Origin of the sequence: Lactobacillus selangorensis (genome assembly GCF_001437205.1) — a bacterium.
Lineage (GTDB): Bacteria > Bacillota > Bacilli > Lactobacillales > Lactobacillaceae > Paralactobacillus > Paralactobacillus selangorensis.
Genome location: NZ_JQAZ01000005.1, coordinates 131,376 through 145,049, shown reverse-complemented (window position 1 = coordinate 145,049; position 13,674 = coordinate 131,376). Strand labels below are relative to the sequence as shown.

The 13,674-nt window shown below is 44.4% G+C and carries 14 protein-coding genes; 9 read left to right on the top strand and 5 right to left on the bottom strand.

What is annotated here, in order from left to right:
- Window positions 1-10: 10 nt before the first annotated feature.
- Window positions 11-709 (bottom strand): response regulator transcription factor, encoded by a 699-nt coding sequence (locus tag IV40_RS07830; protein WP_057770252.1) that lies wholly within the window; start codon window positions 707-709, stop codon window positions 11-13.
- A gap of 62 nt (window positions 710-771) precedes the next feature.
- Window positions 772-1,875 carry a YncE family protein gene (locus tag IV40_RS07825; protein ID WP_057770248.1) on the bottom strand — a complete coding sequence of 368 codons (1,104 nt, stop codon included), beginning with the start codon at window positions 1,873-1,875 and terminating at the stop codon, window positions 772-774.
- Window positions 1,876-2,056: 181 nt separating this feature from the next.
- Between IV40_RS07825 and IV40_RS07820 the strand changes: the two genes are divergently transcribed.
- From IV40_RS07820 to IV40_RS07795, 5 genes are all read left to right on the top strand, one after another.
- A complete protein-coding gene (locus IV40_RS07820) occupies window positions 2,057-2,911 on the top strand; it encodes an arginase family protein (RefSeq protein ID WP_057770245.1) in 855 nt (284 codons plus the stop codon).
- Window positions 2,912-3,020: 109 nt separating this feature from the next.
- Window positions 3,021-3,860, top strand: a complete 840-nt coding sequence (locus IV40_RS07815) for an alpha/beta fold hydrolase (protein ID WP_057770243.1) — start codon at window positions 3,021-3,023, stop codon at window positions 3,858-3,860.
- A gap of 421 nt (window positions 3,861-4,281) precedes the next feature.
- Window positions 4,282-4,791, top strand: coding sequence for a transcription repressor NadR (locus IV40_RS07805; protein WP_057770238.1), 510 nt, complete (start codon window positions 4,282-4,284; stop codon window positions 4,789-4,791).
- A gap of 100 nt (window positions 4,792-4,891) precedes the next feature.
- Window positions 4,892-6,097, top strand: coding sequence for an MFS transporter (locus IV40_RS07800; RefSeq protein ID WP_057770235.1), 1,206 nt, complete (start codon window positions 4,892-4,894; stop codon window positions 6,095-6,097).
- Between the two features lie 398 nt (window positions 6,098-6,495).
- The gene (locus IV40_RS07795; RefSeq protein WP_236698034.1) at window positions 6,496-7,527 is read left to right on the top strand and encodes a Gfo/Idh/MocA family oxidoreductase; all 1,032 of its coding nucleotides are present in this window, start codon (window positions 6,496-6,498) and stop codon (window positions 7,525-7,527) included.
- A gap of 156 nt (window positions 7,528-7,683) precedes the next feature.
- Here IV40_RS07795 and IV40_RS07790 read toward each other — a convergent pair whose 3' ends face one another.
- Entirely contained in the window at window positions 7,684-8,157 is a 474-nt protein-coding gene (locus IV40_RS07790; protein WP_057770232.1) for a MerR family transcriptional regulator, read from the bottom strand.
- 217 nt (window positions 8,158-8,374) lie between these two features.
- Between IV40_RS07790 and IV40_RS07785 the strand changes: the two genes are divergently transcribed.
- Window positions 8,375-9,316 carry an ATP-binding cassette domain-containing protein gene (locus IV40_RS07785; RefSeq protein WP_057770229.1) on the top strand — a complete coding sequence of 314 codons (942 nt, stop codon included), beginning with the start codon at window positions 8,375-8,377 and terminating at the stop codon, window positions 9,314-9,316.
- Between the two features lie 15 nt (window positions 9,317-9,331).
- Window positions 9,332-10,087, top strand: coding sequence for an ABC transporter permease (locus IV40_RS07780; protein WP_057770226.1), 756 nt, complete (start codon window positions 9,332-9,334; stop codon window positions 10,085-10,087).
- 51 nt (window positions 10,088-10,138) lie between these two features.
- Here the strand turns inward: IV40_RS07780 and map are convergent, their stop codons facing one another.
- Together map and IV40_RS07770 are read right to left on the bottom strand one after the other, a co-directional pair.
- Window positions 10,139-10,933 carry a type I methionyl aminopeptidase gene (gene map, locus IV40_RS07775; protein WP_057770223.1) on the bottom strand — a complete coding sequence of 265 codons (795 nt, stop codon included), beginning with the start codon at window positions 10,931-10,933 and terminating at the stop codon, window positions 10,139-10,141.
- A gap of 97 nt (window positions 10,934-11,030) precedes the next feature.
- The gene (locus IV40_RS07770) at window positions 11,031-11,537 is read right to left on the bottom strand and encodes a MarR family winged helix-turn-helix transcriptional regulator (protein ID WP_057770219.1); all 507 of its coding nucleotides are present in this window, start codon (window positions 11,535-11,537) and stop codon (window positions 11,031-11,033) included.
- Between the two features lie 270 nt (window positions 11,538-11,807).
- On the opposite strand from IV40_RS07770, the gene IV40_RS07765 reads away from it, so the two are divergent.
- Window positions 11,808-12,797: a choloylglycine hydrolase family protein gene (locus tag IV40_RS07765; protein ID WP_057770216.1), complete on the top strand. Its 990-nt coding sequence runs from the start codon at window positions 11,808-11,810 to the stop codon at window positions 12,795-12,797.
- A gap of 19 nt (window positions 12,798-12,816) precedes the next feature.
- Entirely contained in the window at window positions 12,817-13,581 is a 765-nt protein-coding gene (locus IV40_RS07760) for an alpha/beta hydrolase (protein ID WP_236698035.1), read from the top strand.
- Window positions 13,582-13,674: the final 93 nt, after the last annotated feature.

Sequence of the window (13,674 nt, the reverse complement as noted above, 5' to 3'; positions counted from 1 at the left end):
TGCAGACTCCTTAGTTATTGATGGCTAATGTATAACCGACGCCTCGAACCGTATGAATCAATTTTTTTTCACCGTCGAAATGATCGATTTTATTGCGTAAATAACGAATGTATACATCGACAATATTGGGCTGTCCTTCGAAGTCGGTGCCCCAGACGGCATCTAATAATTCATCACGTGTAAAGGTTTTACCGACGTCTTTAAACATTTCCAAAAGTAATTTAAACTCGCGCTGAGTCAGTTGGATGTGATGTGTGCCCCGTGTCACCTCTCGTTTGTTTGTGTCTAGTGTTAAATCATCAAGCTGATAGAAGGATTGTTTGACTTGAGTCTGAGCAATTCGCGGCCTTCTTAAAACGACTTGCATGCGTGCCAATAATTCTTCGATGTCGAAGGGCTTGGTAACATAATCATCGGCGCCGCTGGTTAGACCGGCCACTTTATCGCCAGTATAATCACGAGCCGTCAGCATGATGATCGGCACATCGCTAGTGCGGCGAATGCGGCGTAAAACGCCTAATCCGTCTAATTTGGGCAGCATCCAATCTAAAATAATCAAGTTGATTTGATCGGCATGATCTTCAAAAATTTTAACGGCACTCAAACCATCCTCAGCCGTCAAAACTTGATAACCCTCAAATTGAAATTCAGTCGATAGGGAATCCACCAATCCTTTTTCGTCTTCAACGAGTAAAACCGTTTGATCCATACGCAAAAGCCTCCAACTTTTTCCTTTATCTTACGACACTTTGCTTACGAAAAAATAAAGAATTATTGAACGAAATCTTTGAGTTTGAATTTCATGACACGATCGGCATAAAAGTTTAATTTGGTTTTACGATAATAGGCAGCTCCAGATTCACAAATGGCGTAAAGATTTGAGCCATCTACGGTGATTTGCTCCAAATAAGGCGGCATAATCACCTGATTGAGAACATCATCGTTGTCAAAGTCAATCCAGGATTTCTGCCCGTCATTGTCGAAGCTCATAATTTTCGAGCTTTGCGGTCCGTAGGATTGTGAAAATAGGATTTTACCCTGGTAGAAAGCGACCCCTTGTAATTGTTTATCAGTCGTATAGCTACCCAATTGGGTGCCGGTGCCACGTAATTCTTTCTGACTTCCTTTGCTGACGTCAGGTAAGCCATTTTTGGTTAGCGGATAGGCAATAAATCGTCCTTGTTTATTGGCACCAAAATAACCGACGTAAAGCGCATTATGGTGATAGGTCAAAAAAGAAGAACGTGGGACGCCTGGTAAGACGATACTATGATCAAATTTAACGACCTGATGAGTTTTGGCGAATGAGACCGTTCTTAATTTTTGTGCACTTAATGAAGATAATGTGGCTTGATTGCGCTGGTTTTCGGTTGTAACCCACAGTCGTTTTGTAACGGAATCGTAGGCAATTCCACCAACGTGGGAATTGTCGGGCAAAACAATTTCGCGTAAATATTGGCCCGTTTTTTTATCAAGAATGTAAAGGACCGAGTTATATTTTTTATCATGACTATAGGCGGAGATAATGAGGTAATGATAAGTAGTAGCTAGTCCTTGTGGGTCCATCTTTTTACTGATGCCAACTTTACCGGTATTGACCTGCAATGATTTTGTTTGCCGCAGGCCGGGAATGACATAAGTGTTCGGGCGTGTGGAATTATCCAAGTTCTGTTTCAGCTGGGGGTAGTTGTGAATCAATGTCTTCATAAAACCTGTATGTGTGTAATACGCTGGCGTCGTGTTTGTTCCGTCTGTTAATTTTTCGGTTACTGTCGTAGTTCCATTACCATTATGTAACGCAACTTTTTGTACGGTGTGGCATCCGGAAAGCAGTAATAAAACGATAATAATTGGCAACAGTAATTTTTTGTTCATAACTGACAACCTCCCCCAATTATTATAATTGATTGGAAGCTGGATTGTGTTTTAATCACTATTTATGTGTCATTATAGGGGGTGTCGATCGGCATATCACGCCACAACCGTCAATGTTGCTTGAAAAAGGCGATGAAGGTATGATTACCTCGAAGCGATGAATTGATGGGAGTGAAGCAAAATGAGTGAAACAATCAGACTTGAAATACCGCAATGGCAGGGCGGCATGAATCCAAACTATGTTATGGGCGCAAAAATACTGGCTGCACTGGTTCCAGACGGTAATGCTGAAACAATCAAAGTACCTGTCGATATGGGATTTGAACGACAAAGCGAAACGGAACGAATCGATGGAAAAGGCACTTTATTAGCGCAAATGGAAACAACCCGTTCGATTTTAGCGACTGAGAAACCTGATAAGGTGATTACTTTAGGCGGCGACTGTTCTGTTTCTGAAGCGCCATTTGAGTACTTGCATAATCAGTATGGCGAACATTTTGGGGTCATTTGGCTCGATGCACATCCGGATATTTCCAATGAGCAGCAGTCTCAGCATCTGCATGAGATGGTCTTAGCCAACTTGTTAGGCAAAGGAGCTCGCGATTTTAACAGCCAGAATCCGTTGCAACCCAGTCATGTCATGCTGGCCGGACTTGAATACGAACAGCTGCGTCCAATGGATCAAGCTGTGAAGGATTTGGCGATCGACTATGCGACCCCGCAACAATTAGCTAAGACAAATCAGCCGATTTTGACTTGGATTAAAGCCAACCAAATCGAACAGGTCGCCATTCATTGGGATCTCGATGTCTTGTCGCCGGCTGATTTTCGGTCAATTTTACCGGCCCGGCCTTACTTGGATTCGGCTCAATTCGGGGCGGCCATTGGTGAAATGACTTTGAAACAGGTGACTTATTTATTGAGGGCTGTTTCTGAGGCAGCCGATTTGGTCGGATTGACGCTCGCTGAGCCGATGCCGTGGGATGCCATCCACCTGAATCATGCGTTAGCCCAGCTGCCCATTTTTAGAGATTAGATATGAAATAACAAAACCAGCTTATTCCTAAATCATGATGGGGAATGAGCATCTGTAGACAGATTTTGACCAAAAAAAATCGGAAATGATATGAAAAGATGCGTTCAAAATGAAATATGCAAAAATCAACTTAGACGGGTTGAATGTGTTTTACCGTGAAAGTGAAGATACGAGTAAACCCGATTTCTTGTTATTACACGGTTTCCCAACTTCGAGTGCCATGTTTCGCAATTTAATGCCGCTTTTGGCGGCGCATTTTCATGTCATTGCGCCGGATTTGATTGGCTTTGGCCAGTCGGATGCGCCTTTGACAACGGACTTTACTTATACGTTCGACCATTTAACTGAATATGTTCAAAAGTTCATTACGGCTATGCATTTGGACACATTTTACCTGTATGTGTTTGATTATGGTGCGCCAATCGGATTTAGAATTGCCGCTGCGCATCCTGACAAGATTTTAGGCATTGTCAGCCAAAATGGCAATGTTTATCAAGCAGGGCTCGGTCCTAAATGGGCGAAACGGGCTGAATATTGGGCTAATCCGACACCAGCAGTCCGTCAAAAGTTAACTTCGGCCTTTGCACCTGCAACCATCATTGGGCAATATACAAATGGTGAAAAGCCAGGTTCTATTTCGCCGGATGGTTATTCGTTGGATATTTACTACACTCATTCAAACGATTATTCGAATCGGCAATCTGATTTGATTTATGATTATCAGACGAATGTCGCCTTATACCCTCAGTTTCAAGCATACTTACGTCAATATCAGCCGCAACTATTGGCTGCGTGGGGCAAAAATGATCCTAGCTTTATTCCGGCTGGTGCTGAATCTTTCAAGAATGATGATTCCAACAGTGAAATTCACCTGCTAGATGCGGGACACTTTGCCTTGGAATCGCAATATCAGACGATTGCCAAAATGATAATCGACATGTTTGCCTGACACAGCTTTAGTGTTCGCAATTACGAATTTAATATCGAAACGAAAATAGTTTCTTAAATGTGATTTTTGCATTTAAGAAGCTGTTTTTGTATGTCATGCGCTCTTTTTGATTAAACGCGATTCTATTTTTTCCATAAGCAATAATAATAAATATTCGAAGCAAACAAGATGCCGGCTGTGAATAAGATAATTTGCACAAGGATGTTCAGCCATGATGTATTGGCAAACCACATTGTGGGCAAGAATAACGGAATCAGCATGAGGGTGGCAAAAAGGAGTTCCATGACTGGCGGATTCACTTTTTCGGCAATTTGCCGCTCATGTTCGCCATCAGGAACTACGAAAATTGTTTTTATTCGATGTTCAAAATGCGGCTGGACAAGTAAAATAAGAGTGAACGACAATAAAAAGGAGAATCACTTTGGCAGATAATAATAAAAGACGTCTGGAACTGCAAAATTTATTACATGCATCAGAGGCACCGATCACAGCCAGCCATTTGGCGCATCGCTTTGGGGTGAGCCGGCAGACGATTGTTGGCGATATTGCCTTGCTGCGTGCTAGCGGGGAAAAGATTGTCCCAACACCACGTGGGTATGAATATGCGCCGGCAGAACAGCACGTGATCAAGCTGGTGTGCCGGCACTTTCCGGATCAAACGGCTGATGAAATGAGTCTTGTGGTCAATCATGGCGGGACTATCAAGGATGTTGAAATTGCACATCCTTTGTATGGCATCCTGGTCGGACAGCTCAATGTCAGCAGTTTAGCCGATGTCAAGTCATTTGTGACGAAAATGCAAGCGGACGATGGACATTTGCTGAGCGAACTGACCAATGGGATTCATACACATACGATTATGGCGGATACTGCTGCTCAAATCGATGAGATTCGAGCAGCCTTGGACCAAGCCGGATATTTATATCAATAATTAGTGTCTTGACACTAATTATTATTAGCTATTGATTAAGCAAGATTTCATTGCTATAATTGCATCATAAAGTGTCTTGACACGTTAAACGAGGTGCGATTTGAAACAAGCAAGTTATCACAAGTTATTGGCTTCAGCGGGGTTTGCCTGGTTATTTGATGCAATGGATGTGGGGATGTTGTCCTTTGTGATCACGGCAGTGACTAAGGAATGGCATCTGACTAGTGCACAGGCGGGATTAATCGGCAGTGTCAGTTCATTAGGAATGGCAATCGGGGCGGTCGTTTTTGGAATCTTGGCCGATCGTTACAGCCGACAAAGTGTTTTGATTTTCAGTTTGCTGACTTTTTCCATTTTTAACGGTCTCTCAGCATTGGTGTCCAGCTACCTGCTTTTCTTGATGTTGCGCTTTTTGATTGGTTGCGGATTAGGCGGCGAGCTGCCAGTCGCTTCCACACTGGTTTCTGAAAATGCTCCAGAAGCCGTTCGTGGTCGCACAGTTGTTCTGCTGGAAAGCTTTTGGGCAGGCGGCTGGTTAGTCGCAGCAGTCGTTTCGTATCTGCTGATTCCAAGATTCGGCTGGCGTGCGGCGCTGTTGTTGACTTCCTTAACAGCTCTTTATGCCTTGTTCTTGCGTTCTTCTTTGAAACGGCATGCGCCCAAGTCAGTGCGCAGCGTAAAAAAACTGCCGTTGCCGGTTCGCTTGGCACAATTATTCAGTCCCGAACATAGACGGGCCACGCTGATGTTATGGATTGTTTGGTTCATGGTCGTCTTCTCCTATTATGGGATGTTCTTATGGCTGCCGAGTGTGTTAGTGATGCGTGGTTATTCAATCGTACAGAGTTTCGGCTATGTGATGATCATGACCTTAGCCCAGCTGCCTGGTTATTTTATGGCGGCTTGGTGCATTGAAAAATGGGGCCGCAAAGCCACATTGGTCTTTTTCCTGGTCGGAGCAGCTCTGGCGGCGATCGTGTTTGGCTGGGCACAGTCATTAGCTATTCTGCTGATTGCAGGCATGCTGCTTTCATTTTTCAATTTAGGGGCCTGGGGTGCCTTGTATGCTTATTCACCCGAACAATATCCGGCTGATATTCGTGGCACCGGCACTGGGATTGCGGCAGGTGTTGGCCGAATCGGTGGTATTTTAGGACCGGTCTTAGTAGGCTATCTGCTGCAAGCAAAGGTGTCAATTGCTGTTATCTTCATTATTTTCTTCGTGGCGATCATTATTGCCGCAGGAACCGTTTCTGTCTTGGGCACTGAAACCAAGCAGTCGACTGAAAAACTACAACGCGATTAAAAAAGTGCGACTGTTAAGTGTCTCTTTCATGAAAAATGACTCTTTCAATGCAAAAATTGCATTGAAAGAGTCATTTTTGTTTGAACAGGAGAAACTTGTTAAATACGGCAGCCATCTGGTTTTCACATCGCGCCGCAGCTATTTTAAGTACGATGAGTATTTTCATGCTGAGCGAATTTCAGGCGACTTAGAATGACTCCATGTATCAGCAACGTTTTGAGACGGTTTGGCAGCTAATCGAGCTAGGCCTTTAATAGAAATTGACACATCTGCGTTTTGAACAAAATGTTTAATTTTAGGTTGATCATGGATGAATTTTTAAAATGAATGACCCATCTTTTTAAAAATGTTTCTGAGCTTCGCGAAAACTTGTATAGTGAGATTGAGGAGACGTTTATATGAAAAAAATGACAATTGCCTATATCGGAAATGGTAAAAGTGCCAATCGTTATCACATTCCGTTTGCGTTAAAGCTAAAAGATCAGATTGCGATTAAAACGATTTATGCACCGCATATTAGGGATACTTGGGCGAAAATTCCGCACGTGCATTATACGACTGACATTGCGGACATTTATCAGGATCCGACAATTGATTTAGTGGTCTTGTCAGTGCCGGCCAATGTGCATTATCAACTTGCAAAAGAGGTGCTGAATCATGGCAAAAACGTTTTGGTTGAAAAACCATTTACTGAAACAGAAGCTGAGGCACGTGAATTATTTTCACTGGCCAAGCAAAAGAATCTGCTGATTCAATGTTATCAAAATCGGCGCTACGACTCAGACTTTCTAACGGTTAAAAAAGTGATTGAAAGCGGCAAATTGGGCGACATTTTGGAGCTTGAATCGACTTATGATTATTTCCGGCCGCAAGTCCCTGAATCCGTTCATGAATTCAGCATTCTGAATGGTTTTTTATATGGGCATGCTTGCCATACGCTGGATCAGATTATCGCTTATTTTGGAAAGGCGGACCGGGTTCACTATGATGTGCGTCAATTGCTAGGCCGGCATCGGATGAATGACTATTTTGATATTGACCTGGATTATGGCATGACAAAAGTGGCGGTCAAGTCGAGTTATTTCCGTTTGCTTCCCCGCCCGAGTTTCACGGTTTATGGGAAAAAAGGCGTTTTTGTGAAACAGAATATGGACCGGCAGGAAATTGATTTGAAGCATTTCTATATGCCGAATCATCCTGATTTTGGACGCGACCGACCTGAAGACTACGGCCAATTGACGTATCTCGATGAGGATGGTCAATATCACCAAGGGGCAGTTGTCAGTGAAATAGGCGATTACAGTCGTGTTTATGCTGGTTTGTATGATTCGATTATGAACGGCAAGCCCAAGACGGTCAAAGATGAAGAAACCATTTATCAGATTCACCTGCTGGAGCAGGGCATTCACACATTGGCAGATGCGCAGTAAATGCCAGATGGCAACTGCGTTTCGCAGATTTATGCTGTTCAAACAAAAATGACTCTTTCAATGCAAAAATTGCATTGAAAGAGTCATTTTTCGTGAAAGAGACACTTATGTCATCTCCTCGTTATTTTATCTGCTTAAGAAGCTGTTTAAATCAAGTTAGAAATCGACCAGATTTTGGCGTTTCTGTTTATCCTGATATAATTTTTCGAAATCCTTGCGTGCTTGCGGATCCACGAAATTACTATCTTTGATGAAATGAATCTTTTCGGTACCTGCCTGCACGGCAGTCTTAAAATACCATTTTTTATACTGCAGATAATCGTAATCCTTTTGTAGGACAGCAATTTTTTGAGCCAGATCGTCAGATTCCTTTGAAATGAGCGCGTACCGTTTTTGCAGTGAGGAATCGCCCTCCATACAGTATTGAATAAAAGTGGCAATGTCTTTGACAGGGACATGACCTTCTTTAAAACAAGCGATTGCTTCAATCAGGTTTAAATCCTGTTCTCTGAATTGCCGTCTGCCTGCAGCGTCCCGTTGTTCAAACGGCAATAAACCCTGCCGATCATAAAAACGAAGTGCGGATGTACTGATATTTAGTTTTTTGGCAACGTCACCGATTGAATACATATTGAATCCTCCCAAATGTTTATTCATTTCATATTGTAATTCTTGGACACCAGAAAGAAAGCTTTTTATTGGGATGCTTGCAGATTTAGCAATCGTTACGTTGAAATTAAAAAAGACTTCAGCATAGGTTTCTTTTGGATAACGCTTGACATTTTAATCAGGTCCCCTTATTATATATTTATTCAGGGTGCCTGATTAAATATAAAGAGGTTAAAAAATGAATTCTAAAAATGTGGTGCAAGTTAAAAATATTCGCAAACGTTTCGGCAAGAAGGCTGCTGTTCAGGATGTGTCGTTTGAAATCAAAAAGGGAGAGATTTTCGGTTTGCTGGGCCCGAATGGGGCTGGCAAGACGACCATTTTAAGAATGATGACTTCCTTGCTGCGGCAGGATGCTGGCGAAATCACATTGAATGGCTATAATACGCTGACCCAGGGCCGTTTAGCTCGACAGCAATTCAGCATTACCGGTCAAACGGCCGCCATCGATCAGGATTTGACGGCCCGTGAAAATTTGATTATTTTCGGCAAACTAAATGGTTTGCATCGGGATGCAGCCCGTCAACGGGCCGATGAATTGCTGACTGATTTTGACTTAGTGCAGTCAGCGGATCAAACGTTAGCAACTTTTTCCGGCGGGATGCGGCGGCGCTTGGATTTGGCGGTCAGTCTGGTCGGCAAGCCGGCACTGTTGTTTCTCGACGAACCGACGACGGGGCTGGACCCACGTACACGGTTGCAGATGTGGCAGGCAATTCGCAAACTGGTGGCAGAAGGGTCGACTGTTTTGCTGACGACACAATATTTGGAAGAGGCCGAACATTTGGCCGATCGGATTGCCTTAATTGACCATGGCAAAATGATTGTGATGGGGACACCGACTGAATTGGAACGGCAAGTCGGCGGGATGCAGTTACGAATTGATGTCACCGAACTGCAAGCTGTGCCGCACGTCCAGACGATTGTTCAAACTGTTTTAGGAGAATCCGTCCAGACAGATGGGCGGACTGTGACGGTGCTGCTTAATCAGACTGAGATGCAGCAGGTGGCGCAGGTTTTGGCGCAGCTGCAAAGCACACAAATTCCGCTGAATCATTTTGCAATCGAAACACCGTCGCTGGATGATGTGTTCTTAAAGATGACTGTTGGTAAAAACTAAGGAGAGATCAATTTGATGCATGATATGAGTAATATTGTCACGATGACCCACCGGAATCTGCTTAAAACGATGCACAATCCGGACAGCTTAAGCGACGTGATTATCGAGCCGATTATTTTTACATTGTTGTTCGGCTATCTATTCGGCGGCGTGATTGCCGGCAGTGTGCAGGCTTATTTACCGATGCTGGTCGCCGGAATTCTGGTTCAAAGTATTTTGAATGCAGCTTCCGGTTCAGGACAACAGCTGCGAGAAGATATTAACGCCGGCGTTTTTGACCGTTTTAAAACATTGCCGATTGCACCAATTGCACCGTTAGCTGGGCAATTAGTAGGCGACATTCTGCGGCTGTTTCTTTCAGGGGTCACGGCTTTAGCAACGGCCTTTTTAATGGGCTGGCGCCCGACTACGGGCGTGCCGATGTTGATGGCAGCTTTATTTCTGGCGATTTTTATTGGCTGGGCGACGTCATGGGTCTTTGCGTTGGTCGGTCTGCTAGCTAAAAATGCGGAGCTGATTGGCAGTATATCCATGATTCTCATTTTAGTACTGACTTTCTTGTCGAATGCCTTCATTCCAACCAAAACTTTGCCGCATTTTCTACAGGCGTTCGTAAGGGTAAATCCCGTCAGTCTGACAATCACGGCAATTCGTACTATTTTGCAAACAGGCAGCTGGGGCAGTAATGCCACACTGGTATTTGTCAGCGGCGGCGTGATGATTTTGATTTTTATGCCGCTAACCATTCTCGTGTATCAAAAACGAGATTAGACTTAAAAAGACTGTTTTCGCAATGCGAAAACAGTCTTTTTAAGTTCATTTTTACAACAGATATTTGGCATCATATTCCGGATCGTAAGAAGTCAGAATCTTAGGGCCGTCTTTAGTGATTGCGATGGTGTGTTCATACTGAGCTGAAGCCGAACCATCAGCTGAGACATAGTCCGTCCAATCATCTTTGGCATCGTAACGGTCTTTGATTTCCCATGTACCGATATCAATCATCGGTTCGATTGTGATTGTCATGCCTTCCTTTAAACGCAAACCATGGCCATGTTTCCCATAATGAGGGACATTTGGTTCTTCATGCATTGTCGGCTGAATCCCATGGCCGACTAAATCCCGAACGACACCGAAACCATTTTCACCTTCGGCATAATCTTGGATGGCAGCACCGATATCGCCGAGACGGTTGCCGATAACAGCTTGGTCAATGCCTAAATATAAGGCTTTTTTGGTGACATCTTTCAAACGCTGGATTTCAGGCGTGCCCTTGCCGACGATAAAGGACCGGCAGGCGTCGCTCATATAACCCTTGTAATTTACAGTCGTATCGACCTTGACGATGTCGCCTTCCTTAAGAATCTTCCGTTTACGGGGAATCGTGTGGGCGACTTCTTCATTCGTTGAAATGGTCGTGGCAAACTTATAACCTTCGAAACCAAGGTCAGCTGGTGTGGCCCCATGACTTTCAACATAATTCCGGACATATTGTTCAAGCTCCCAAGTGCTGGTCCCAGGTTTGATGAGGCTTTGAACACCCTTTAAAGCACCGGCCAGAATCGCACCGGATTCGGCCATTTTCTCAATTTCACGATCTGATTTTAGTGTAATCAAGCGAATACTTCCTTTTTTGTTTTTTTGCTTAAACATACTAATCTTTATTCTATGGTTCTCTGATTCTATTTGCAAATGAGGTCTGCAAAAGGACGGTTTATTTTTTGAAACGTTTCAAATAACGATTGGCAAATAATTTATGGAACTTCACACTGAAAGTTGGATTGGCCGTATCGATATCGGTATACATGGCATCCGTAATCTTCGTGAGCAGGTTCGTCAGCTGATCGAGTTCGGCATCGGAGAGCGCATTGACAAAGGGCGGTACCTCCTGCGCAGCAGCTTCGACTTCTTGACGGCCAGTACTGGTTAAATTGACTAAGTTGACTCGCCGGTCGTGCGGTGATTTAGTGAGGGTGACCATGTCGCGTTTAGCCAGTTTGCTGACAAATTCACTGACTGATTGGGGCGACATATCGAGCCGTTCGGCCAGTGTTCGCTGAGGCAGATGGTCCTCATCGGCTAAAGCCAGCAGAATCTTGCCTTGGCCTTCCACCGTCAAGTGCGGTCGTGATTGTTTGACGATATCATCATAAATTTTGCTGAGCTGTTCATATTCAGCCAATTTTCCGGCAGCCAGTTCGGCTTTGATTTCGTTTGCCATATTTGTTCATCTCATTCGTTTGTTTCCTTCAGTATACAACATTTTCAGGTGCAGCTATTTCAAATTTCAATGGCTGCAATGGGCGGAAGAGGACGCCGTTTTGCAATCTGGAGAGGCAAATGTTAATCGGACCAGCGATGCTTTTTTGTAGTCCCAAGATGTGGCTTAGCCAAGTTGATAAAAGTTGCGCTCTTTTTAAGATAAAACCGTATAATAATCCTATCTTTGTGAAAATAATTTAAAACAGCGATTAGGAGGGGATTATTTCAAATGTGCACAAGTTTAACGTATGAAGATTTAGACGGCATGTGGTATTTAGCACGGACGATGGATTTTAATTTTGATTTAGGCGGACGCCCAGTGATTATTCCCCGTCATTACCACTTCAAGAGCGATGTAAGTGAAGCAGGCTTCAGCGGCGACTATGGGTTCGTCGGGACTGGCCGTGATTTGAACGGTTACATTTTAGTCGACGGGGTCAATGAAAAAGGGCTAGGCGTGGCCGAATTGTATTTTGTCGGTCAAGCACAGTATGCTGCCCAAGCGGTGCCGGATAAAACCAATGTGGCTCCGCATGAATTACTGATGTGGCTGTTAGGCAATGTCGCCTGTGTTGCCGATTTACCGCAGGCAATGGCGCATGTCAATGTGGTTAGTGCTGCGAATGCATTTATGCAAATCGTGGTGCCGCTGCATTGGATTGTGGCCGATGCAACCGGCGCTTGTGCGGTGATTGAAATCACTCAAAACGGCGTTAACGTCTATGATGATCCGGCCGGTGTGATGACTAATTCGCCTGATTTCAATTGGCATTTGATGAATTTGAATAATTATACGCAGCTGCAGGCTTTGCCGCACAGCGACAAGAAATTCGGCGACTATGCGGCACAAAGCTACGGCGCTGGGAGCGGCGCATTAGGCTTGCCGGGTGATTATACATCTGTTTCACGCTTCGTTCGGGCGGCCTTTACTCGTCAGTATGCTCAGAAAACCAAAGGCCAGGCGGCTAGTATCAATAATATTGTCCATATGCTCGACAATGTCAATATTCCCAAGGGTGTCAAGCTGCTGGACAACAACAAGTGCGACTTTACTCAGTACCGGGCTTATTTTGATTTGAGCCGCCATGCCTATTTCCTGCAACTAGCCGAAAATACCGAAATCACTAAAGTGGCGCTGACCGAAACGGCTTTAAATGCCACAGCCGCCCAAGAATTCCCAATCGCTCATGAACAGGCCTTCATCGAGCCGCAAAAATAATTGAAAAGAGATTTTAAACGTGCATGAACAAGCAATTGAATTTAAACGGGATGGCTTAACCTTGCGTGGGGCACTGGATTTTCCAGATGCTCAGCAGGCTAAGTATGATTTCGTCATCCTGATGCATGGGTTTACCGGCAACATGGGCAGGACCCATGCCGATTTATTGTATGAATTGAGTGAAAAACTGACAGCCAAGGGATTGGCAACACTGCGCTTTGATTTTGACGGTCATGGACACAGCGATGGTCAGTTTGAAGACATGACCGTCCCAAGTGAAATTGCCGATGCCAAAGCGGCCCTGCTGTATGTCCGCCATTTGGCCAATGTCGGCCAGATTTCGTTGTTAGGCCACTCGCAGGGTGGTGTTGTTGCCAGCATGTTAGCCGGTTTATATCCGGACTGGATTGCAAAAGTTGTTTTAATGGCGCCGGCAGCCACTTTAAAAAGCGATGCGCAAAAAGGCGTTTTGCAGGGCAGCCACTATGATCCGCACAGTATTCCAGATGCATTGCCATTGTCTTGGTATCCTGAAAAAGTGGGCGGCTTTTACCTCAGAACGGCACAAGTTCTGCCGATTTATGCAGTCGCCCAACGGTTCACAGGTCCCGTTTGTTTGATTCATGGCACCGCTGATCAGACTGTCGCACATGAAGCTTCTCAGAAATATCAGGCCGTTTACCAAGCTTCGGAATTGCACCTAATTCCAGGTGCCGACCATCGTTTTACCGGCGCCAGCCGCGAAACGGCGACTAATCTAGCCGTTGCCTTTTTAACGAAATAAGGAAAAGTCGTCCCAAAGTGGGCGACTTTTTTTGAGCGGCTTTACAAGTCAGTGAACAAATGTTAGATTTTACATATGAAAGGAATGACATAT